General features: G+C 66.2%; 18 protein-coding genes and 1 tRNA gene. 7 read left to right on the forward strand and 12 right to left on the reverse strand.

Going from position 1 to position 22,874, the window contains the following annotated elements:
- The first annotated feature begins 1 nt into the window (after position 1).
- Both cobO and IEV83_RS00080 read left to right on the forward strand, forming a co-directional pair.
- Positions 2 to 613, forward strand: coding sequence for a cob(I)yrinic acid a,c-diamide adenosyltransferase (cobO, locus tag IEV83_RS00075; RefSeq protein ID WP_181758540.1), 612 nt, complete (start codon positions 2 to 4; stop codon positions 611 to 613).
- Positions 614 to 625: 12 nt separating this feature from the next.
- Positions 626 to 2,101, forward strand: a complete 1,476-nt coding sequence (locus IEV83_RS00080; protein ID WP_244628008.1) for a cobyric acid synthase — start codon at positions 626 to 628, stop codon at positions 2,099 to 2,101.
- A 20-nt stretch (positions 2,102 to 2,121) separates the two neighbouring features.
- On the opposite strand, the gene IEV83_RS00085 is transcribed toward IEV83_RS00080, so the two are convergent.
- The 9 genes from IEV83_RS00085 to IEV83_RS00125 all read right to left on the reverse strand — a co-directional run bounded on the left by IEV83_RS00085 (position 2,122) and on the right by IEV83_RS00125 (position 9,372).
- Positions 2,122 to 2,736: a DUF938 domain-containing protein gene (locus tag IEV83_RS00085; protein ID WP_181758236.1), complete on the reverse strand. Its 615-nt coding sequence runs from the start codon at positions 2,734 to 2,736 to the stop codon at positions 2,122 to 2,124.
- Between the two features lie 8 nt (positions 2,737 to 2,744).
- Positions 2,745 to 3,725 (reverse strand): adenosylcobinamide-phosphate synthase CbiB, encoded by a 981-nt coding sequence (gene cbiB / locus IEV83_RS00090; protein ID WP_181758237.1) that lies wholly within the window; start codon positions 3,723 to 3,725, stop codon positions 2,745 to 2,747.
- 8 nt (positions 3,726 to 3,733) lie between these two features.
- Positions 3,734 to 4,735, reverse strand: a complete 1,002-nt coding sequence (gene cobD / locus IEV83_RS00095; RefSeq protein ID WP_181758238.1) for a threonine-phosphate decarboxylase CobD — start codon at positions 4,733 to 4,735, stop codon at positions 3,734 to 3,736.
- Positions 4,736 to 4,990: 255 nt separating this feature from the next.
- Positions 4,991 to 5,064, reverse strand: a tRNA-Cys gene (locus tag IEV83_RS00100).
- 190 nt (positions 5,065 to 5,254) lie between these two features.
- Positions 5,255 to 5,776, reverse strand: coding sequence for a flavin reductase family protein (locus tag IEV83_RS00105; RefSeq protein ID WP_181758239.1), 522 nt, complete (start codon positions 5,774 to 5,776; stop codon positions 5,255 to 5,257).
- 14 nt (positions 5,777 to 5,790) lie between these two features.
- The gene (locus IEV83_RS00110) at positions 5,791 to 7,161 is read right to left on the reverse strand and encodes a carboxylesterase family protein (RefSeq protein ID WP_181758240.1); all 1,371 of its coding nucleotides are present in this window, start codon (positions 7,159 to 7,161) and stop codon (positions 5,791 to 5,793) included.
- Between the two features lie 9 nt (positions 7,162 to 7,170).
- Positions 7,171 to 8,361: an acyl-CoA dehydrogenase family protein gene (locus IEV83_RS00115; RefSeq protein WP_181758241.1), complete on the reverse strand. Its 1,191-nt coding sequence runs from the start codon at positions 8,359 to 8,361 to the stop codon at positions 7,171 to 7,173.
- A 9-nt stretch (positions 8,362 to 8,370) separates the two neighbouring features.
- Positions 8,371 to 8,772: a nuclear transport factor 2 family protein gene (locus tag IEV83_RS00120; protein WP_181758242.1), complete on the reverse strand. Its 402-nt coding sequence runs from the start codon at positions 8,770 to 8,772 to the stop codon at positions 8,371 to 8,373.
- Positions 8,773 to 8,943: 171 nt separating this feature from the next.
- Positions 8,944 to 9,372 (reverse strand): cupin domain-containing protein, encoded by a 429-nt coding sequence (locus IEV83_RS00125; protein ID WP_181758243.1) that lies wholly within the window; start codon positions 9,370 to 9,372, stop codon positions 8,944 to 8,946.
- Positions 9,373 to 9,637: 265 nt separating this feature from the next.
- Between IEV83_RS00125 and IEV83_RS00130 the strand changes: the two genes are divergently transcribed.
- From IEV83_RS00130 to IEV83_RS00150, 5 genes are all read left to right on the forward strand, one after another.
- The gene (locus tag IEV83_RS00130; RefSeq protein WP_181758244.1) at positions 9,638 to 10,630 is read left to right on the forward strand and encodes an AraC family transcriptional regulator; all 993 of its coding nucleotides are present in this window, start codon (positions 9,638 to 9,640) and stop codon (positions 10,628 to 10,630) included.
- Between the two features lie 376 nt (positions 10,631 to 11,006).
- Entirely contained in the window at positions 11,007 to 11,555 is a 549-nt protein-coding gene (locus IEV83_RS00135; protein ID WP_181758245.1) for an iron transporter, read from the forward strand.
- A gap of 68 nt (positions 11,556 to 11,623) precedes the next feature.
- A complete protein-coding gene (locus tag IEV83_RS00140; protein ID WP_181758246.1) occupies positions 11,624 to 12,007 on the forward strand; it encodes a cupredoxin domain-containing protein in 384 nt (127 codons plus the stop codon).
- 50 nt (positions 12,008 to 12,057) lie between these two features.
- Positions 12,058 to 12,897: an FTR1 family iron permease gene (locus IEV83_RS00145; RefSeq protein WP_181758247.1), complete on the forward strand. Its 840-nt coding sequence runs from the start codon at positions 12,058 to 12,060 to the stop codon at positions 12,895 to 12,897.
- Positions 12,894 to 14,309, forward strand: a complete 1,416-nt coding sequence (locus IEV83_RS00150) for a 4Fe-4S binding protein (protein WP_181758248.1) — start codon at positions 12,894 to 12,896, stop codon at positions 14,307 to 14,309. The genes IEV83_RS00145 and IEV83_RS00150 overlap by 4 nt, the downstream gene beginning before the upstream one ends.
- A 55-nt stretch (positions 14,310 to 14,364) precedes the next feature.
- Here the strand turns inward: IEV83_RS00150 and IEV83_RS00155 are convergent, their stop codons facing one another.
- The 3 genes from IEV83_RS00155 to IEV83_RS00165 form a co-directional block, all read right to left on the reverse strand.
- Entirely contained in the window at positions 14,365 to 15,819 is a 1,455-nt protein-coding gene (locus tag IEV83_RS00155) for an NAD-dependent succinate-semialdehyde dehydrogenase (protein ID WP_181758249.1), read from the reverse strand.
- Between the two features lie 178 nt (positions 15,820 to 15,997).
- Entirely contained in the window at positions 15,998 to 20,383 is a 4,386-nt protein-coding gene (locus tag IEV83_RS00160; RefSeq protein ID WP_181758250.1) for a translocation/assembly module TamB domain-containing protein, read from the reverse strand.
- A gap of 216 nt (positions 20,384 to 20,599) precedes the next feature.
- Positions 20,600 to 22,573 carry an autotransporter assembly complex protein TamA gene (locus IEV83_RS00165; protein WP_209002917.1) on the reverse strand — a complete coding sequence of 658 codons (1,974 nt, stop codon included), beginning with the start codon at positions 22,571 to 22,573 and terminating at the stop codon, positions 20,600 to 20,602.
- Positions 22,574 to 22,874 lie beyond the last annotated feature (301 nt).

Consider the following 22,874-nt stretch of genomic DNA (forward strand, 5'->3'; position numbering starts at 1 on the left):
AATGAGCGAAGAAGAACTGAACGCTCGCCATGCGGAGAAGATGCGCAAGAAGAAGGCCGCGCGCGACAAGATCATGGCCACCAAGACCATCGAAAAGGGGCTGTTGATCGTCCACACCGGCAAGGGCAAGGGCAAGTCCACCGCCGGTTTCGGCATGGTGTTCCGCTCCCTCGGTCATGGTCACAAGGTGGCGGTGGTGCAGTTCGTCAAGGGACGGATCGAGACCGGCGAACGCATGGCGCTGGACCGCTTCTCCGACCTCGTGACGATCAAGCGCATGGGTGAGGGCTTCACCTGGGAGACCCAGGACCGCCAGCGCGACATTGACGCCGCCCGCCAGGCCTGGGAGGCGGCCAAGGAGATGATCCGCTCGCGCGAATACCGGCTGATCCTGTGCGACGAGCTGAACATCGTCCTGCGCTACGACTACCTGCCGATCGACGAGGTTGTCGCCTTCCTGCGCGATGAAAAGCCGGAGGATGTGCATGTGGTCATCACCGGCCGCAACGCCAAGGACGAGTTGATCGAGATTGCCGATCTCGTCACCGAGATGACCCAGATCAAGCATCCGTTCCGCTCCGGTGTGAAGCCGCAGGAGGGGATCGAGTTTTGAGCCTTTCCCGCCATGGCTGAGCGCCGCACCCCCGCCCTGATGATCCAGGGCACCGGCTCCAATGTGGGCAAGAGCCTGATCGTTGCCGGGCTCTGCCGGCTGTTCGCCGACCGGGGCCTGAAGGTGCGTCCGTTCAAGCCGCAGAACATGTCGAACAACGCCGCCGTCACCGCCGATGGCGGCGAGATCGGCCGCGCCCAGGCGCTGCAGGCCATCGCCGCGCGGGTGCCCCTGAGCGTGCACATGAACCCGGTTCTCCTGAAGCCGGAGACCGATGTGGGCGCCCAGGTGATCGTGCAAGGAAAGCGCGCCGGCACCATGCGCGCCCGCGACTATGGCAAGCGCAAGGGCGAGCTTTTGCCGCGCGTGCTGGAAAGCTTCGCCATGGTCGGCGATGGCGCCGATCTGGTGCTGGTGGAAGGCGCGGGCAGCCCGGCGGAAATCAACCTGCGAGCCGGGGATATCGCCAACATGGGCTTTGCCGAGGCTGCCGATGTGCCGGTGGTGCTGTGCGGCGATATCGACCGGGGCGGGGTGATCGCCTCGCTGGTCGGGACCCATGCGATCCTGCCCGAAGCGGAGCGGGCCCGCGTCCGCGCCTTCCTGATCAACCGGTTTCGCGGCGATCCGTCCCTGTTCGCGCAAGGGACGCGGGAGATTGCGGAGCGTACCGGCTGGCCGTCGCTCGGTGTGGTGCCCTGGTTCGATGCGGCCCATCGCCTGCCGGCGGAGGACGCGCTGGAGCTGGCGGAAAGCGCAGGCTCAGGCGCGGTGAAGATCGCCGTGCCGGTGATCAGCCGGATCGCCAATTTCGACGATCTCGATCCCTTGCGGCTGGAACCGGAGGTGACGCTGGAGCTGGTGCCGCCCGGCGCGCCGCTGCCGGGGGATGCCGATCTGGTGCTTCTGCCGGGCACCAAGTCGACCATCGGCGATCTCGCCTTCTTCCGCGCGCAAGGCTGGGACATCGACCTTGCCGCTCACCTGCGGCGCGGCGGCAAGGTGCTTGGCGTGTGCGGTGGCTATCAGATGCTGGGCCGGAGCATCGCAGATCCACAAGGCATCGAGGGCACTGCCGGTACAGTCCAGGGGCTCGGCCTTCTCGATGTGGAAACGGTGCTGACCCCGGACAAGCGGCTGGTCGAGGTGATGGGCACCCATCTGCCAAGTGGCGCGCCGCTGTCCGGCTACGAGATCCATATCGGCCGCACCGAAGGTCCCGATTGCGCGCGGCCCTTCGCCGAGGTGGCCGGGGAGGGCGACCGGAGCCACCCCGATGGCGCGATTTCGCCGGACGGGCGGGTGATGGGCACCTACATGCACGGGCTGTTTTCCGCCGACGGATTTCGCGCAGGATTCCTGGAAGGGCTCGGCGCCCGCTCCGGCTTCCGCTACGCGGGCGAGGTGGACGCGACCCTCGATGGTCTGGCCCGGCATCTGCAAAAGGTGCTGGATGTGGAGGCGCTGCTGGCAATCGCTGGCAGGTAGAGGGCGCGGCTCCGGCTCCCTCAGCCGGCGGCGCGGCGCCAGATGAGCAACTGATTGTTGGCCGGCATGGCGATGTCGTCTTCAAGGGTCAGACCCTGCGCGCCGGCAAGGGCGTCAAGCGCTTCGAAGTCGCGAATGCCGCTCTCCGGGTTGCCGGCCCGCAACTGTGCGTCGAAGGCGGCGTTGCTCGGTGTGGTGAAGGCGCCGCCGTATTTCATCGGCCCGTAGACGCAGCAGACCCCGCCCGGCGCCAGCAGCTCGCCAACGCGCTGGAAGAATTCTTTCACATGCGCAAACGACATGATGTGCAAGGTGTTGGCCGTGAAGATGGCGTCAAAGGCCTCCGGGCTGGTCGCGGCCGGAACCGGCCAGGGCGGCATGGCAACATCGAGGGTGAGCGGCGGCGGTGTGCGGTCGCTGCCTTCCTCAGCCAATCGCGCGGCGATGCCCGGAACGGACGCGGGCAGATCGCTGCATTGCCATAGGAGATGCGGCAGGGCCGTCGTGACATGCACTGCGTGCTGGCCCGTGCCGCTGCCGACCTCCAGAACGCGCCGACACCGCGCCACAATGGGGCGGAGCGCGGTGAGGATCGCATCCTTGTTACGTTCGGCGGCGGGGGCGACAGGCAGCATGACGAACCTCAGGTGAAAAGGGGAAGGGCGGCGATCAGCGCCACGAGCATGAATTGCAGCGCGGCGGCGATGGACAGGGCTTTCAGTGCACGCGAGATATCACCGGCGGTGAGAGTTTTGCGCCCCTCGTCATGGATGAACGGATCCTCCACCGTATAGCCCGGGTAGACCCGCCGGCCGGCCAGGGCGATGCCGAGAACTGCCGCCATTGCCGCTTCCGGCCAGCCGGCATTGGGCGAGCGGTGCTGGGGCGCGTCGCGGCGCATGACGGCGAAACACGCGGTCAGGCTGCGTCCCAGAAACGGCGCGGCGCCGACAAGCGTCAGCCCGGCAAGGCGGGAGGCGGGCAGGTTCACCAGATCGTCGAACCGTGCCGAGGCCCAGCCGAAGGCGCCATGGCGCTCGGTCTTGTGGCCGATCATCGAATCGGCGGTGTTGACCGCCTTGTAGGCGATCAGCCCGGGCAGGCCGAAGAGCAGGAACCAGAGCGCGGGAGCAGTGACGCCATCGGCGTAGTTTTCCGCGCAGGATTCGATGGCCGCGCGCGCCACGCCGCTTTCGTCGAGCTGCTCCGGGTCGCGGCCGACGATCATTGCCACCGCCCGCCGTCCACCGGCAATGCCCTCCTGCGCCAGCCCGTCGCGCACGGCGGCCACATGCCGGTAGAGTGAGTTCTGCGCCAGAAACACGGCGGCGATGACGACAATGCCGACCTCGCCGAAGGGCAGGCCGCGCAGGATCGCTTCCAGCAGAAAGCCGATCAAAAGGGCGCAGGCCACCAGCGCGGCGAGGAACAGGGTGCCGTAGATCCGGCGTAGCCGCCGGGAAAGATCCGGCGTGTTGAAATCCTGATCGGCGATCTCGATGATCTTGCCGAACAGCGTCACCGGATGGGGCAATCGGCGCCACAGCCAGTCCGGATCGCCGACAAGCGCATCGAGCAGGAGCGCCAGCGCGAGCAACAGGGCGGCGTCGGAAAACAGCAGCATCGCCGGGCTCAGTCCCCGGCCATGGCGCGTGCCAGCGCCGCGTCGAGCCGGTCGAAGGCCGGCTTGTCGCCCGGCAGGCCGATCCGCATCCAGGTCGGTGCATAGTCGAACACCCGGGTCCAGATCCGTTGCCGCGCCAGCGCGCCTTGCAGCGCCGCCGCATCTCGCGTGCCGGCCAGCACGAACAGCGGCGTGCCGCCAAAGACGCTGAGCCCGTGTTTGTGCATCAGCATGGTGAGGTCGGCCGCCTCGTCGGCGAGCCGCGCGCGCATCCCGTCCTGCCAGTGCGTGTCGGCGAGCGCCGCCGTGCCGATGGCCAGCGCGGGCCCGGACACCGCCCAGCTTTCCAGATCCGCCGCCAGGCGGTCGATATCCTCCGGCGGTCCGGCGACAAAGCCGAGCCGGAGCCCGGCAAGGCCATAGAACTTGCCGAAGGAGCGCAGCACCAGTGCCGGCATGCCCTCCAGATGCGGCAACACGCTGGTGCCGGGAAAGCTGTCGGTGAAGGCTTCGTCAATGACGAGCCGTCCGCCGCGCCGCTGCATTTCGCCGGCCAGATGACGCAGGCTGGTGGCATCGACAAGCCGCCCGTCGGGATTGTTCGGATTGACGATCACCAGGATGCGGACCGCCGGGTCGAGATCGGCGAACGGGGTGCGGATCTCGGTGACCTGCCGCCCGGCGCGCCGCCAGGTGTCCGCGTGGCTGCCATAGGTGGGGCCGACCACGGCGACATCGCCGGTGGGTAGAACATGCGGCAGCCACGCCAGAATGGCCTGGGTGCCGGGCGCGGCGGCAAGGGCGAGATGATCCGGCACCTGATAGGTGGCGCGGGCGGTCGCCAGCAGCCGGTCGAGCGCGTCCTGCCCCGGCAGCGCGGTCCACACATGCGCCGGCAACGTTGGCAGAGGATAGGCGTGGGGGTTGATGCCGGTGGACAGGTCAAGCCAGTCTTCCGCCAGACCGCCGGCCTGTGCGATCGCCGCGCCGAGGTCACCGCCGTGTTTCATGCCCGCTCCCGTTCGAAAAATCCGGATCGCCGCCGCAAGGGGACTGTCGCTCTCCGCCGGTTGGCTCTGTTGTCTGAGCGACCGTACTGCGCCGGACCCGCCGCGCCAAGGCGGACAAGCGACATGCGGCGCTTCGTAAGGGCCGCTATCCCCTGCCTGAACGGAGAGGGAGGCACGGCCAATGCGGATGGCACGGCGCGCGGAAAAGCACCAGCTGCAAGGGCTGCCGGGAATTCGTCAGATTTTGAAGGGAGTTGGAGGCCTCGCCCGGAATCGAACCGGGGTACACGGATTTGCAATCCGCTGCGTCACCACTCCGCCACGAGGCCTTGCCACGCTGTATCAACGGCTTGAGGTCCGGTGTCAAGCGGTGATGGAGAGTTTATCCGCAGCGTTTGACAAATCCATGTCTCCGCCGTTTTGAAACCCGCGCGTCGATGCCGTTTATCCACAAGTGGGCGACAGGGCAGGAGGGCGATGATGGCATCGCCCGTCCTCGCTACATCCCGCGAAGGGGGATCAGGCTGCGTCTTCGACGGCACCGTGCAGCCGGTGCCAGCGGCGGTCGAGATAAACGAGGGTTTCCCGTGCCGGATCCTCCGGTCCCGGTGTCGCCTGTCCGTCAAGCAGCTGCGCGCTGACGATCGTTGCGCCATCGACGGGCAGGGTGCCGTAAAGACGAGCGCGAAACCAGGTGGCGACCCGGCTGTAGCGGGGTTCTCCGGTCTCCAGCCACTCCCAGGGTTCGGCCGGGCCAAAGCGCTCCGCACCGCTTGTCGCGCAGAGCCGGGCAAGATCCTGATCGGCATAGCGCAGGAAGTGAACGACCATGGTCTCTGCCGTCAGCAGCGCGGCGGCGGAGCTGGAAGACGCGGAGAGCGAGAAGGCGACGACCGGAGGATCTGCGCTGACCGAGATCAGGGAACTGACCGTCAGGGCGACGGGGCCGGTTTCGGTCTGGGCGGTGATCACCGCCACGCCGGCGGGGTGGTAGCGAAAGGCCTCGCGAAAGGCCGCGCTCACCGGGTGCGACTGCTGCATGTTCTTCTCCTCCTTCAGTTGCGGTGCGGCCCGCTCTCCGCGCCCAGGGTGCGGTGGCCGTCTTGGTGGTGGCCGGCGACGAAGGCGGCAAGGTCCCTCCTGACCTCCCGACTCACCTCCTCGAAGTCTTCCGCTGACCAGCCCTCCAGCATCGGGGCATCGTGCCAGTCCGCGCGATTTCCGAACTGGAAGGGCAGGTCGAGGCAATGCGCCGCGCCGAGCCTTGCCGGTCCGGCGAGCGCCGCAAAGGCCCGTTGGATCACAAGACGGCCATCGCGTTCCGCCGCGCCGGCGATCACGCTGGCGAACCGCCCGAACCCGATCCAGGACGCGAGCGTGACGAGGGCGGCGTGATCGCGTGGCCAGTCCGGAGGGCAGGGAACCGGTGGCACCGGTGCCGTGCCGGCACGGGCGCGCAGATGCGCGAGGGTTGCTTCCATTTCGCTGGAGCCGGAAAGAGAGGCGGGCAGAAACACTGACATCTCGTGCCGGGTCGCCCTCAGATAAAGCGCATCCACGTGAAATTTGTTGGCTGGCCTCGCCGGATCTTCGGGCCAGACTGGCAGATACATCGGCGGGATCGCGCCCGGCTCCCCGGGGGCTTGGGACAGAACCCGGGCGCCGGCGCGAAGCAGCGCCTCGCGCGGCTCCTGACGGGAGGCCGGATCTCTGGCCTTGGCGGCGAGGACCGCCCGGGTGAAGGCGCTGCGCTGTACCGGCGTCCAGGGTTTGATTGCGGGAATGCTCAAAAGCGCGGCCCGGCGGAACAGGCCAGCGGCGGCCGGCAGCGTGGACAGAGCCCAGGCATACCAGGCGCCAGCGGATTGTCCGGCAAGCGTGACCTGGTCGGGATCCCCGCCGAAATCGGCGATCTGCCTTTGGACCCAGCGGAGCGCTTCCAGAATGTCCTCTATTGGCCGGTGATAGGAACCAGGCTCATCGTCATCGAGATGACCGGCAGGGCCGAGACGGTAGTTCAGCGTCACGACCACGAGGCCCTCGCTTGCCAGTCGCTCACCGCGATACCAGCGGGCCGCGCCGCCGCCGCTGACCCAGGCGCCGCCATGCAGGAAGACGAGGACAGGAAGACCGGTGGCCTCTTCCGGCGCCCAGACATTCAGGAAAAAGGCCGCGTCATCCTGCGGGTTGTCGCGAATGCCGGGGCCCATCACGCTCTCAAGCCGGCTGGGAAGCTGCGGAAAGACCGGGACATCGGTCAGGTCTTCCACCGTGAGCTGGCCGCCCGCCGTGGTGATGGCGGAGCGAGGGCTCCCCGGATGCCGGAGCTGTCCGTATCTGAGGCCGTAAAAGCAGGCGATGCCGTCACGCGATACGCCGACCGCACCGCCGCGTTGCACGGTTCTCTGGTCCGGGGAGTCTGTCATCGTCGCCTCCTAGACCAGCGGTGTCGGCTGCTCGATACCCAGCAGGCCAGCGCCGCCGATTTCATAGCAGAGCGGGCTGGCAGCGATGGCATGGCGCACGCCGGTATTGACGTCGCGCCAGAGCCGGCCCAGCGGGTTGGCCTCGGCGAACAGCGCGGTGCCATGCAGCCAGGCGATGTCGTTCATCGCCTCGGCCAGGTTATGGGTGGCATGGGCACAGCAATTGCGCACGCTGGCCCGGTCGGCCACCGACAGCGGCTGGCTGCCTTGAGCGGCCGTGTCGATCATGTCGGCGGCGCGCTGCAGGAACATTTCGGCGGCGTCGATCTTCGCCCGTGTCGCACCGATCCCCTGAACGAAGACGCCGGAGCTGGTTTGCGGCTGATACTTCGAATAGGTCACCGGCCGCTTTGCGGAGGTTTGCATCACCATCTCCAGCGCCGCCTTGGCCGCGCCGAGCGGGCCGGAGATGACGACGGTCGGAAACATCGACACGGGGGGCAGCCGCTGCAGGAAATGCGCATCCTCGCGCTCCTCGAAACCGGGGCCGAGCAGCACGTCGGCGCCGACCACCTGATCGGCGGGAAGCCACAGGTCCTCGGTCACGAAGTTGTTGCTGCCGGTGCCGCGCATGCCGATGGTGAACCAGGTGTCCTTGATCGTGTACTGGTCCTTGTGCAGCAGCACATAGCCGGGGCGGGGTTCGGCATCCGCGCTCTCGCGCATCTGCACCGCGCCGATGGCCCATTCCGCGTTCAGGATGTTGGAGCCGAAGGGCCATTCGCCGGTGACGCGATAGTCATCGCCGTCACGCACCGCAGTGCTGCCCATGTTGACGATGACCGAAGCCATGCGCACGGGCCTGCCATCGTGGAAGATGCGCTCGCGGACGGGCTCGGGAAAACGCATCGGCAGCAGCGACGATACGCTGGAGATCACCGAAATCCAGGCCGCGTTGGTGCAATACTGGCCAATGGCGCTGGTGACGTCGAGCAGCATCCGCGCGCCGCCTTCCTGCCCGCCGTAGCGCTCCAGCGTGTTGATGCCGAATACGCCAGTGCTCTCCAACGCGGCGAGGGAAGCGTCGGGCACGCGCCTGTCGCGGTCCGCCTGGGCGGCATTGTCACGCAGGATCGGGCCGATCTCGTGGACGCGGGCGATCATCTGCGCGGTGAGGTCTTGCTTGTATGGGGTCGACATGTCGTCTCCTCAGAAACCGAAAGCGGCGTTGACGGCGGCGAGATCCATCACTTCGCGGACGTCAATGATCTGGCCATCGCGCACGGTGATCACGTCGACGATCTCCAGGGAGATGCTGTTGCCGTTGTGCAAGGTGGCGGTTTCCTCAAGGTGCAGGATGCCGACGCCCTGCTCCTCATCGGCATAGAGTCCCTTCAGCCGCATGGTCAGCGTGCCCGGCACGAAGGCGGCGGCCAGTCCGCCGAGCAATTCGCCGAAGAAGCCATCCCAGCCTTCATAGGTTCTGGCGATGGGGCAGGTGTCGCCAACCACCGTCCAGCGTATGTCTTTGGCAACGATGGTCTTGAGTGCGTCGTGATCGCCGGCGCTGTGGCCGTGCCAGAACGCCTCGACTGTGGATTTCACATTCATTTCGGATCTCTCCTTTAGGGAGGGCAGCGTGACCCGCTGGGCGCACGGGGTCGTTGTCCGGTTGCGGTGCCGAACCCGTGCGCTCTGCCTGTTGTTGGAGTGGTGCCAGGGTATACCTTTGGCCGGGGTGCGCGCTGTCAGGCGCAGGTCATCCCATGTGTGGCCTTGCGGTCAGACGAAGCGGATCTCGTGTTCCGCCCCGAGGCGGACCACTTCGGCCGGATCGCTCAGCCCGTCGATCCGGGCCATGTAGTCGTACATTTTCCCGGTCGGCGAGACGAAGACCAGTGCCCGGGCGGTCTTGCCCGACCGGTTGTGCAGGGCATGGGGAATGCCCATCGGCAGGGTGACCGTGGTGCCGGCCGCTGCCTTGATCGTCTTGCCTTCCAGTTCGAATTCCATCTCCCCCTCCATGATGTAGAGCGTTTCATCCTGGGTTTCGTGAAGGTGGGTGGGAACGAAGCTGTCCGGGCCGAATTCGGCATGCATCAGCAGCGAGGAAGGGGTCATGTGCAGCGGCACATAAGGCTCGCCGAGGATCGTCCACTTCTGCCCCTGGAAGCCTTCGCCGATGGTCATCGGACCTTTGCTGAAATCCATTTTCTCTCTCCCTTTTGAAATGTCCCGGCGGGGCGCGCGCAGCGTGTGCGGCGCTGGGCCGGGTGATCGCCGTTTTCGGTGTTGCGCGCAGTGGCGCGTCGTCGCGGCGGCGTCTTGCGCGGCCTGCGGTCCTCCTCTTTCTCCTCCTTGACGCGCCTCTTAATCGCGCGTTTCATATTATTGTATGTTGATAAGAATGGCGGTGCCGAAGCGGCCTCTCTATCCAGTTACTGCGGGAAATGTACAGATCGTGCAGGAAAGAACCTTGAGCGACCAAGACGAGACGCCCGTGCCCATGTCGCGTTATTTCCTCTTCGAGACATCCGATCTCGACGAGGCCCGCGAGCGGGTGGGGAAGGTCTTTTGCAGGCACCGTCTCGACTATGCCGGGCGCGGGCGCGGCCTTGCGATCCGGCAACATCTCGCGCCGCTTGGCCGGCTTGCGCTGAGCCATATCACCTATGGCGAGGAGGTGGAGATCGACGCAGGCGAGCCGGAAAACTGGTTCATGGTGCATTCCGTCGACCGTGGCGGCTGCGAGATGCAGGTCGGCAACCGCTATGTTTCCGCATCGCCGGCCATGAGCGTGATCAGTTCGGCGACGCTGCCGCTGCACATGACCTGGACCGAGAATTGCGACCATCTGGTGCTGAAGGTCGACCGCAGTGCGCTGGAACGGCATCTCGGCAGCTTGCTGAACGACGCGGTGACCCGGCCGATCGAGTTCTATCCGAAGTTGCCCACCGGATCTTGCGAGAATCAGGGATACCGCCGGGCGCTGAACTTCGTCATCGAGGAGATCGACCAGGACGCCACGTTCTTTCGGACCCAGGTGGGGATCCGGCATCTGGAACAGACGCTGATGACCATGCTGCTGACGACGTTCCGCAACAACTATTCCGAGGCGTTGGCGGCGCCGGTGAGCCCGTCGGCACCGCGTCATGTGGTCCGGGCCGAGGACTTCATGATCGCCAATGCCGACCGGGCGATCTCGGTCGAGGATATCGCCGCGGCGGCCGGCGTTGGCGTGCGCACCCTGTTCGATGGTTTCCGCCGTTTTCGCGCCACGACGCCGATGGCGCGGCTCCGGACGATGCGGCTGGAAGGCGTGCGGAAGGATCTGCTGGCCGCCGATGCGTCAGCCTCCGTTACCGACATCGCGCTGAAATGGGGCTTCACCAACCTTGGCCGCTTCGCCGACACCTACCGCAAGCGCTACGGCGAATTGCCATCGCATACCCTCAAGCGCCATCGCTGATTGGGGCCTGCGAGACCGGCGCCCGCGAAAAACAGCCGGTTTCTTGCAAAGCGCGCGACGTCTGCCTGCGGGGCGGGGCCTGCTTGTCCAGCGCAATTTCATATATATCGTTTAATGAACATTGGAATGATTATTGAGTATATAGATTGGAATTATTGTAAAATAATACCTGTTTGCATGATAGGTAATTCTATTTACTTGAGAATGATTTTCATTTGCTTTATTCGAAGTGTGTTGCTTGTTCGATGGTAGGGCCTTGAACCCTGTTTATCGGAGATGGAAATGCACACACCACCTTCAGCTCCATCAGAAGGGGCATGGCTTCTATGCGTCGATTGGCAACTCCGGCCCTTGAAACCGAAGGAGTTGTTCGATCATGTCCCGTAAAATCACCCTGACACTTGCCGGCAGTCTGCTTGCCGCAGCCTGGGCTTCTCCCGCGCTGGCGGCGGAATATCCGATCGGCGCGCCGCAAACCGGTGGCGGATTGGAGGTGGCGGCGGTCTATCTGCAGCCGATCACCATGGAGCCTGCGGGGATGATGCGCCCGGCGGCCGACAGCGATATCCATCTGGAAGCCGATATTCACGCCCTGGCGGATAACAAGAACGGTCTGGCGGAAGGGGAATGGGCGCCGTATCTGGTCGTCACCTACACTCTGACCAAGCTCGACAGCGGTGAAACCCAGACTGGCCCGCTTATGCCGATGGTGGCCAGTGACGGGCCGCACTATGGGGACAATGTGAAGCTGATGGGCGTTGGCAAATACGAACTGAAGTTCGACATCGCTCCGCCAAGCGGCAAGACCATGACCGGGTTCGGCCGGCATGTGGACAAGGAAACCGGCGTCGCGCCGTGGTTCGAACCTTTCACCACCACCTATGAATTCGTCTACGCCGGGGTGGGCAAGAAGGGCGGCTACTGACCCGTTGAAAATGCGGCCGGCGGATGCTTCGCCGGTCGCGTTTCGCCCATGTTCAGGAGCTGCCCCCCATGTCTCTTTTTCGCTTTGTTTCTCCCGGCCTGGCACGTGCTCAGGCGCGCGTGCTTGCCCTGACCCTTCCTCTTTGCCTCGCCCTTGCCCCGTCCCCGAGCCTTGCCGCCGATATGCCGGTGTTCGAGATGGAGCTTCGCGACGGCGTCGTCACGCCCACCCGGATCGAGGTCGAGGCCGGGACTACCTTCAAGATCGTGCTGCACAACACTGGCACGACCGCTGCCGAATTCGAGAGCCTGCGCATGCGCAAGGAAAAGGTGCTCGGCCCCGGCGTGACCTCCTTTGTGGTGATCCGGCGCCTGTCGCCGGGCAGCTATCCGTTCTTCGATGAGTTTCACATGGACAAGGAAACGGCCCATGGGGTGATCGTTGCCAGATAGCGTTCGCGCGCGGCAACGAGGCGTTCCGAGGTGGCCAGGGATTTGGCATCATGACGACGCAAATTGCATTCATTGTCTGGCGCGAAAGCGTCGAGGCGCTGCTGGTGATCGGCATTCTCAATGCCTGGATCGGTCAGAGCGGAATGGGGACTGCCGCCCGGCGTTATCTCTGGGGCGGTGTGGCAGCCGGTCTGGCCTGCGCCCTGGCGCTTGCCTTCGCCATCCTGCGGTTTTCCGAAAGCCTCGCCGGCGACCGGCTGGAGTATTTCCAGACCGCGCTGGTGCTTGGCGCCGCCGGGCTGATCGTGCAGATGGTGGTATGGATGCGTCGTCACGGTCGCCAGATGCAACGGGATCTGGAGCGCGATCTCACCCGGGCCGCCGCCCGCGGCCGCTGGTGGATGGTCTTCTTTCTGGCGCTGATCGCCGTGGCCCGCGAGGGCAGCGAGACCGTCGTCTTCCTCTATGGCTTGCTGGGCGCCGGTCCCGGGATCGGCCGTATCACCGTGCTGGCCGCCGCCGTGACCGGGCTGCTGCTGGCCCTTGGCTCCTACGCGCTGTTGCAGCTCGGCCATCGCGCCCTGTCGTGGCGGGTGTTCTTTCGCATCACCGAAATCATGTTGTTGCTGTTGGCCTGCGCGCTGCTGGTCACCGGTATCGGCAACCTCGTGGCGCTCGGTTTCCTGCCTTACACCGCGCCCTTGTGGGATACCAGCTGGCTGCTGGATGATACCGGCCGGGTCGGCGGCAGCATTGCCTTGCTCACCGGATATCGCGCCGCACCGGATCTGGCGACCGTCGCCACATGGGGCGGCTTCGCACTGCTGATGGGCATTGCCGGCTGGTGGCAGAGCCACCGGGCGGTGGCCGCGCGGGAGGGAAGGTCATGACCGGGAAACCCGCGCCCTGCACCGTCTACGCCACTGATCTTCATCCAGGCGGTCGGTTTGAAGCCGCGGGCCACTGGCTGCGGCGGCACCAGCGTCTGATCCGCCTTCTGCAATGGGGCGTCGTCGCGGTCTATGCCACCTTGCTGGTGGTGCCCTCGGTGCTGCCGCTTCCTGGAGAAACGGCGCGCATCTGGAACGATGTCACGGTGTTTGCCCAGTTCGTCTTCTGGGGCATCTGGTGGCCGGGCGTGCTGATCTCCATGCTGGTTTTCGGTCGGCTGTGGTGCGGCGTTCTTTGCCCGGAAGGCGCCCTGTCGGAGTTCGCCAGTCGGAACGGGCGCGGCGGCGCCATTCCCCGTTGGGTGCGCTGGCCGGGCTGGCCCTTTCTGGCGTTTGTCCTGACCACGGTTTATGGCCAGATGGTCAGCGTCTACCAGTACCCCAAGCCGGCGCTGCTGATCCTCGGCGGGTCGACCCTCGCGGCAATGGCGATCGGCTATCTCTATGGGCGCGAAAAGCGGGTGTGGTGCCGGTACCTATGCCCGGTGAACGGAGTCTTCGGGCTTCTGGCCAAGCTTGCCCCCATGCATTACGCGGTGGACCGGACCGCCTGGGAGGGCAACGCAAGGCGCGCCGATCTGCTGCAGGGCTATACCTGTGCGCCGCTGGTCCCGGTGAAAAACATGCAGAGCGCCTCGCCCTGCCACATGTGCGGGCGCTGCAGCGGTTTTCGGGCGGCGGTCCGGCTGGAGCCGCGTGCCCCCAATCACGAAGTGGTGGAGGTGTCCGGCCGCACGGCGACCCGCTGGGACAGCCTCCTGATCATCGTCGGGCTGATCGGGGTTGCCGGCGGCGCGTTCCAATGGGCCTCGAGCCCGTGGTTTGTCGACCTGAAGCAGGCGGCGGCCACATGGCTGGTCGAGCGGGGCATTTTCTGGCCCCTCGACACGAGCCTTCCCTGGTGGATGCTCACCAACTATGCCGCCCAGAGCGATGTGATGACGCTGCTCGACGGGGCGATGCTGCTTGCCTATATCGGCGCGGTCACCGTCGGTCTGAGCGTTGCGGTCGGCCTGCCACTGGCGCTGGCGACACGTCTATGCGGTCCCTGGCACTGGCAGAGGTTTCATCATCTTGCTCATGCGCTGATCCCGGTCGCGGCCTGCGGCGTCATCCTCGGGCTGTCGGCGCAGACGGTCACCCTGCTGCATCAAAGCGGCATCGACTTTGCGTGGATCCAGCCGGCCCGCGCGCTCGCGCTTGCCGGAGCCGCGCTCTGGTCCGTCTGGCTCGCTGGCCGGATCGTCGCCAGAACATGTCGCGGCGGACGGGCGATGGCCGCGACCGCAAGCTTCCTGTTGTCGTTGGTGGCGCCGGTCACCGGCTGGGTTCTGCTGTTCTGGCTGTGGTAGGCTGTCTTCTTCCCGGCGGTGCATGTGTCGCGCCGCCGGGAAATCGTCGCGGCGATCAGCCGCCGAGACCGCCGAGGCAGACGTATTTGATGTTGAGGTAGTCCTCGACACCGTATTTCGAGCCCTCGTTGCCGACGCCCGAATCCTTGACCCCGCCAAAGGGGGCGACCTCGGTGGTGATCAGCCCTTCGTTGACGCCGACAAGGCCGTATTCCAGCGCGTCCATCACCCGGAACACCCGGCCAAGGTCCTGCGAGTAGAAATAGCAGGCAAGGCCGTATTCGGTGTCATTGGCGCGCGCGATGGCCTCCTCTTCGCTTTCGAAGCGGAACACCGGCGCCAGCGGGCCGAAGGTCTCCTCCCGTGCCACCTTCATGTCGGACGTCACGTCGGCGACGAGCGTCGGTTCGAAGAAGCTGCCGCCATTGGCGTGGCGGCGCCCCCCCGTCACCAGCCGGGCGCCCTTGCCGATGGCGTCCTGAATGTGTTCCTCGACCTTCTCCACCGCCCGTGCGTCGATCAGCGGCCCCTGGGTGGTGCCAGGCTCAAGCCCGTTGCCGACCTTGAGCCCTTTCACCGCAGCGGCGAGCTTCTCGGTGAAGGCGTCATAGATGCCGGCCTGGGCGTAGATCCGGTTGGCGCAGACGCAGGTCTGGCCGGAGTTGCGGAACTTGGAGATCATCGCCCCCTCGACCGCCGCATCGAGATCGGCATCGTCGAAGACGATGAACGGCGCATTGCCGCCCAGTTCCATGGAGATCTTCTTCATGTTGGCGCTGGCCGCGCTGGCCAGCGTCTTGCCCACCTCGGTGGAGCCGGTGAAGGTGATCTTGCGCAAGTTGGGGTTCTCGCACATCTCCGCCGCGATCTCGGAGGCCGATCCGGTCAGGACATTGACGACCCCGCGCGGGAAGCCGACCTGTTCGGCCAGCGCACCGATGGCCAGCGCCGAATAGGGGGTCTGGCTTGCGGGTTTGATCACCATGGTGCAGCCGGCGGCCAGCGCCGCGCCGAGCTTGCGCGAGATCATCGAGTGGGGAAAATTCCAGGGGGTGATCGCGCCGGTGACGCCAACGGGCTCCTTGGAAACGAGGATCTTCTTGCCGCGCCAGGGGGAGGGGATGATGTCGCCGTCGATCCGCTTGGCCTGTTCGGCGAAGAACCGCACGTATTTGACGCCGAGCGCGATCTCGCCCTTGGCCTCGGCCAGTGGCTTGCCCATCTCCGTGGTCAGGATTTCCGCCAGCGCGTCGTGGTTGTCCATGATCGCGTCGCACAGCGCATGCATCAAGCTGGCGCGCTCCTCGGCGGTGGTCTGCTTCCAGTCCTGAAACGCCAGATAGGCGGATTCGATCGCCCGAGTGGTTTCCGCCCGGCCGCATTTGGGTACGGTGCCGATGATCTCGCCGGTCGCCGGATTGGTGACCTCGATCACCGCGCCGTCATCGGCATGGCTCCACAGCCCGCCGATGTAGCAGGCCTGCTTGAAAAAGGGGTGCTCGTTGATCATGACTGCCTCCCGCGCTGTGGCCGCTCCGCCGTGTCGTCTGAAAGCCAGACACGGGCGAAGCCTGCGATCCGCGCGGTCCGCGCGAATCTCCTCATGGGGAAGACAATAGGGCCGGCTGCCGCCGGGTGAAATAGACCGTCGGCCGACCCCTTACAAAATTGCTGGGCGTTGCCGACGATCAGTCGCCGAATTCCCGCTCGTAGAAAATACCGGCTTTGGATTCGCCGTCGGCGCCCATCTCGCCGCGCAGCTTCAGCGATTTGGTCACGTCGATGTCGACGGTCACCCGGCTGGAGTTGCTTTCCGTGCCCTGCTTGACGCCCAGGTAAATGTTTTCATTCAGGTATTTGCCGACGGAGACCGACGGGCCGCCTTCGCCGCCGGCATCGATGTCGATGGCGTCGAGGCCAAGCGAGTTGCGCAGGGAGCCAAGCGGGCCCTCGCCGCTGCCGCCGGTCAGCGTCAGCACCGAGGCGCCGAGCTGGGCGATCTGCAGCGGCGACAATTCGCTCATGCTGCGGCCGAACAGCAGCCGGGCGAGGATTTCGTCCTGTGGCAGGTCGGGCGAGGAGGTGAGGGCAATGACCGGCGCATCGGCCTCGCCCTTGACGGTGATGGTGATGCTGGTGCCATCCGCTGAGGTCGTCGCCGCGAAGTCGAGGCTCGGGGTCAGCGATCCGGTGAAGGAGACATTGCCCTTGTCGAAGGTCAGCCGGCGGCGCAAGAGGTCCATCCGCCCGCGCCGCATGGAAAAGCCGCCCACCGCATTGGGATCGGCGACCGTGCCGGCGATGCGCAGGGTCCCGCCCATTTCCGCGTCGAGCCCGCGTCCGCGCACAAACATCTGTCCCGGCGAGGTAACGGTGAGATCGAGCGCAATCGGCGCGCTGCCTCCGCCGCCGCCTGAACTGCCACCCTCGTCGCGGCGCAGGGCTCTGTCCTGGGCACGCACGGCGGCCGGCGCATGCCGGTGCACCACCGCCACCGGGTCGATAGCGCCGGGGAAGGTACTTGGGATGGTGATCTCCGCGCGCGGAATGGTGACCGTGCCCGACAGTCGGGCGGCGCGGCCGGCATCGGCGAGCGGGCCGCTCAGCGCCAGCGCGGCGTTGAGGGTGGCCGTGACGATCCGACCATCGGAGTAGCGCCCGTTCTGCACGGCCACGTTGATATCGGCCGGAATGCCGGCGTCGAAGCCGACCCGTCCGCCGACGGTGACCGTTCCGCCGCCGGCGATATTGGCGCGGATGCCGTTTAGTGCCGCACCAGTGTTGGACACGTCCACCTGTCCGGCCAGCCCATTGAGGGTGAAGCCGCTGGAGAGCTGGGTGAGCGAGACCCCGCGCGGGCGGATGGTGGCGCTGTAGCGCGGCCCGGTGAGCGGACCGCTGACCTTGCCGGCGATGTCGAAGGTGCCAACGCCGGAAAAGCCGGACAGGATCAGCTTCTGCCGTGCGAGGGCCAGCGGTGCCGACCCGGAAATGTCGATGTCCATCCGTGTCGGCGCGGCCAGCGCGACCGGTCCCTTGACCGTGATGGCAAGGCCCTCCGGACCGGTGACCCGGGTTGTCTGGGTGACCCTGTCATTGGCGAAGGCGCCTTCGGAGGCGATGGCCAGCGGCGGAAGACCATTGCTGCGCAGCGGCTCGGCGGAGAGTGACGCCAGCGCAATAGACCAGTTGGCCAGGGGGGAGGCCGGCGTGCCGGTGACCTTGGCGGTGCCGCTCGCCGTGCCGGAAATGCCGAGCCCGGAGGTGAAGGCATTGGCCAGCGCCAGCGGAATGGAATTCAAGCTTGCATCAAGCGCCAGCGTTTCCCCGGCGCTGCCGGTGACCGCGAGGCTGCCGCTGCCAAGACCGAGGGTCAGCGCCTCGATCCGGGTGACGCCGTCATTGCCGTGCAGGATGCGGGCCGGGGCGGCAAGGCGCGTGTCGATCCCCATGTAGCGGCCATCAAGCCGGGCAAGGGAGAGGACGAGACCAGTGTCGTTTGGCTCCAGCGCACCTTCCAGCGCCACCCCGTCGGCGGTGGGTGTGTCGGTCAGCCGGGCGTCCACGGTGAAGGCCGTGCCGGCCCCTTCGGTTCGGGCGGTGGCATCAATCCGGGCGACAGGAGTGCCGGAAAGGTCGAGGGACGCGAGAGACACGGTGCCTTCGGCCTGCGGCGAGCGGACCGGATCACGCAAGGTGGCGTTGGCGCTCAAGCTCCCGATGCGCACAGGCCCGGCAGCGATGTCACTGCCGGTCAGGGCCACCGCCGCCTGGGGCGCGCCGTTCTCGGGAGCAATGGAAATCTCGCCGGAAAGAGCGCCGGCCAGCTCGGTCAGGGCCAGGGTGGAGAAGGCGGCAAGGTCGGGCGCCTCGATCCGGGCCTTGCCGGCCAGCCCGTCGAGCGGGGCGGCCAGATCGGCCAGGGAGAACTCGCCGGTGATCGCATTGCGTCCAAGACGCAGCGACAGGGTCTCCGCCACAAGGCCGGCGCCTTGCGGTTTTGCCGCCAACTGCCCTTCAAGTCGGGCACCGTCGACCAGCGCGGAGACCTTAATATCGGCGGCAAGAGCGGTCTGGTCGGTGGAGATGTCGGCATCGAGCGCCAGATCGCCGACCGGCTTTCCGGCAAGCGTCAAGGTCGGAGCGCGCAAGGTGGCGGCGACCTTCGGGCCAGTGAGCGGACCGGAGAGCTTGGCTTCCAGCGTAAGATCGCCCTCAACGCGCGGGTCGATCCGGTCAAGGCCGCTGGCGTCAACGCGCAGATCGGCGGAGACGGTCTGAAGGTCGCTGGTGCCGCTGGCGGTGGCCTTCAGCCCGCTCGCCTCAACCGACAGGGCCGAAAGCGTGAGCTGCCCGTCGCTGTCGCCCTGTGCCGTCATGGTCAGGCGCAGCGGCTCGGTGAGGAACGCGTCGGCATGGGCAATGCCGGTGGACAGATCGCGCGCCGTCATCGCAGCCTTCAGCTCGCCGGCAAGGGTCTCCGGATTGAGACTGGCCGTCAGCGTGCCCTCGGCGGCGCCGGAAAGCGGCTGACCGGAGAGAGCGGCAAAGGCGGCAAGGTCCGGCAGGCGGAAGGAGAGGTCGCCGGCAACCTCGGTCGGCGAGAGGCCCGCCTTGGTCAGCGCCAGCGCGGCGGCCGGATGGTCGAGGGTCAGGCGGTCGAGCGCGATGCGGCTTTCGGCGGAAAAGGCGCGCCCGCTGGCGGCCAGCTTGAGCGGGCCGGCAAGGCTTTCCATGCCAGCCAGGCGCGGTGCCAGGGTGGCAATGGTCGCATCGAGCGTGAATGGCAACTCCGGCTCTTCGGCGGAAAGGTCGGCATCGCTGCCGGCAAGGCGCAGGTCGAGCCCGTCGAGCCGGGCTTCCTGTGTGTCGACGCTCTGGCTGGTCAGGGACGCCGACCAGTCGAGGGCCGACAGGGTGCCGGAGGCGCTGAGCTGCATGTCGCTCTCGCCAAGGGCGATCCGCCGGTCGGGCAGCTCAAGCGCGATCATCGCGCCGGCGCCAGCCGAAAGGGCCACCTGCGTGGTGAGGTCGATGCTGCCGGTGCCGGGCGCATAGCGCGCGGTGGAGGTCGCGCGCAGGGTTCCGGTCGAAAGCTCCGCATCGAGGACAAGCGGGGTGAAATCCTCGCCAAGGCGTGCCTTGGCCGAAAGCGCGGTCTGGCCGAGCAGGAAGGCTTCGGCCACCGGCGGGGCGAGCGGCGCCAGCGCGCCGCCAAGCGTGAGGGTAACATCCCGCTCAGCGCCGTCGCGGGTCAGGCGGGCATTGCCGGCAACTTCCGTGGCGCCGTCCAGCTTGACCTGAAGGTCGGCGCGCCAGTCATCCAGCGGCCCGTCGCCCTCAAGCGACAGCGACAGGGCGGGCAGGCCCGGAACCTCCAGAAGCCGCGCCGTGAGCCCGCCGCGCGGCTCATCGACGGCAACGGAAAAGGTCAGGGTATCCTCTTCGGGGGCAAAGCGCGCCGAGGCCAGCACCGTCCCTTCGGTTCCGTCGGTGCGGGCAATCGACAGGGTGCCGGCCAGGGTGGTCGGGCCGGTTGCCAGCCAGGCGTCGCCGCTGGCGGTCAGGCTCATCGCCGCGCCGGCGATGTCTTGTCCCAGTCGGATATCCTCGATGGCGAAATGCTTCAGGGCCAGCGGAATGCCGGGCAGGCCGCCGCCTTCGCTCGCGTCGCTGGCCTCGGCAGCGTCTGCCGCAGGTTCGGGCAGGCGGGCAAGATCGACCTCGCCGATGGTGGCCTGTTCAATGTCGAGCGCGCCGGCCAACAGGGCGGTGGGACGCCAATTCACCGCAAGATCGGCGACCGTCAGATAGGGCCCGTGTGCATCGGACACTTCGATCCGCGAGATCGCCGCATCCAGCCCCCAGCTCAGCCTGATATCGGAAATGACGATTTCCGCGCCCGGTGCCGAGGCGAGCGCGCTCACCAGCCGTCCGGCCAGCGCCTGACCATTCCTGGTCTGCAGGGCGGCAAGGGTCAGCACCCCCAGCACGATGACCAGCGCCACCAGGGCAAGAAGGAGTTTCGGCAACAGAAGCAGAAGGCGGGAGGTCCGCCGCCAGGAGAACGACAAGGCTATCTATCCCTTCAGGCGCCAAAGCGATTCGCGCGCAGTATCTTGCTCGATCTTGTTAAAGCATAATCATGGCTTCACCGCGAAGACCCGGGTTTTTGGGCGTCCCGGTTCGCTCGCAGGCCACGGATCCGGAATCAGATTGTCCGCATTCGGCCGCAGGCTCTTGAAGCGGAAGATATTTTTCTCCGTTGCGTCAGAGAGGGCGTGGACGGCCTAGAATGCCTGGCTAAGCCCCAGATAGATGGCGAATTTCGGGTCGTCCTTGTCCGGGGACAGCGGCACGGCCACATCGAGCCGAAGCGGGCCGACGGGCGTGAAATAGCGCAGGCCCGCGCCGACGCCGATCTTCAGGGCCTGGGAGAAATCCGGGTACATGGCATCGAAGGCATTGCCCGCGTCGACAAAGCCGACAAGGCCGATGGTCTCGGTGACGCGCATGCGCACTTCCGCCGAGGCTTCGACAAAGCTGCGCCCACCGGTCACCTCGCCGTTGAGGCGCGGGCCGATGTTGCGATAGGCATAGCCGCGCACGGAACCGCCGCCGCCGACGAAGTAGCGCCGCGCCGCCGGCACGTCACGCACCGAGGGCGCGATGATGCTACCGGCACCGACCCGGCCGGCGAGGACGAAACGTTTGGCCTCGTCGAGCGCCTGATAGGTCGAGGCGTAGCCGCGCACGAACAGCATGCCGTTGCCGCCGCGCATGTCATAGGCCGGCTCGGCGAACAGCAGCGCGTTGATGCCCTTCGTCGGATTGAGCGGATCGTCACGGGTGTCGTAGGACAATTCGCCGATGACCCCGGCCATCATGTAGGTGTTGTCGCCGAAGACGTCCTGTTCATCGGCATAGAAGAACTCTCCGCCAACCCTGGCGGACAGGCTGTCGCTGAACTGGCGCACCAGAAAGGCATCGGCGGTGATGCTGCGGCTGCGATAGGCGTCGGGGACTTCCTGTTTCGCGCCGAGACTGGTGGTGAATTTGGTCAAGGGGCCGAACGCACCGGGCTTTTCAAAGGCGATGCGGGCGGCGTACTCTAGGTCCGACAGGGCGTTCTGGCCAATCCGTCCGACGGAGCCTTCAAGGCTCAGGAGCTCGCCCTTGCCGAACAGGTTGCGCCGGCGCCAGTAGGATTCGACGCCGAACCCTTCCGAACTCGACCAGTTCGCGCCAAGGCCGATGACATTGCGCTTGCGCTCCGACACCTCGATGGTGATCGGCAACAGGCCATCGGGTCCCGGTGCCTTGCCCTCGACAATCCGGACGCTTGAGAAGATCCCAAGATCGTTCAGGCGCTTGTTGGCGTCCTTGATTGCCTTGGGGTCATAGACAGCGCGGGTCGGGATCATCGCCTGTTCGATGACGAAGTCCGGGTCGGTGCGCTTCGTTCCGGACACGGTGACCTCGCCGAAGCGTGCTTCCGGTCCGACGGTGACCGAAAGCCGCACATCGAGCTGGTTGTTGTCGTGATCGGCGACGATCTCGCGCTGGCCGATCCGGGCAAAGGCATAGCCGCCCGCTTTCAGGTCACGGACGATCCGCGCTTCCGCGCGCAGGATTGCGTCGGATTTGGCAACTTCGCCGCGCACCAGGCCATAGTCGGACGGGCTGTCGACAAGCGCGCGCGCGGCGGCGGAGGCATCGCGCGCGTCGATGGAAATGGTTCCGAAGGTAAAGCGCGGACCGGGCGTGACGGAAATCGTCACCGGCACCGGGCGTGGGCCGGGAAGGGAGGGGGCGGCAAGCGCCTGCTGCAGCTCCAGCCCGGCCACCCGGATCGACACGGTTCCGGCGTAGTATCCCTCCACATAGAGCTGGCCGACCAGCCGTTCGAAGTCGGCAATGGCGCGGGCCACAAGCCCGGCTTCCCCCGAGGGCGGCGTCGCCTGTTCGCTGACGAGTTGGGAGGCGCCGTTCAGCGTCTTTTCGAGGTCGCTGTCCTCACCGGCCAGGGTGAGCGTGACCTCATAAGGGAACGGGTTGGGGATACCGTTTTCCTCGGCGTCCTGGGAACTGGAGAACGGGTTCCAGCCAAACAGGTCGAAGGCGTGTGCCGGGGCGTCGCTGAGAGCGAGGGATACAAGGAACGTCGACAGTAGCAGGCCCGCACGCGCGCGCGCGCCGGCCGCACGAAAGGGTGCGGCGCACGACGGGGTGCCTGTTGCTGGCGTACTCCCATTGATGCGCACGAGATCGTCCTGACGTCTGGTCCCGGGGTGTGTGCCCGGGCTCTCTACCGGTTCTGCCGGGTTATGGCACGTTTGCTGTCCGATTTCGATTCCGTTTCCGGTCATGAGAAACGCTCGGACGGCCTTCAGGATGGGGTTGCAGGGTTAAGTTTGTCTCACCTTGTCGGGCGGTAAAGGCGGACAAGCGCATACTGGAAAGGCAGAACCGGCGGATTCCGCAAGGTTCCGGGGGAAAAGGAAAAGGGTCAAATTGATTCCAGTTGGTTAATGTTTTCTTGAGATGATGTTGCCGTTCGAACAC

The sequence above is a fragment of the Stappia taiwanensis genome, from assembly GCF_014635285.1.
Taxonomy (GTDB): domain Bacteria; phylum Pseudomonadota; class Alphaproteobacteria; order Rhizobiales; family Stappiaceae; genus Stappia; species Stappia taiwanensis.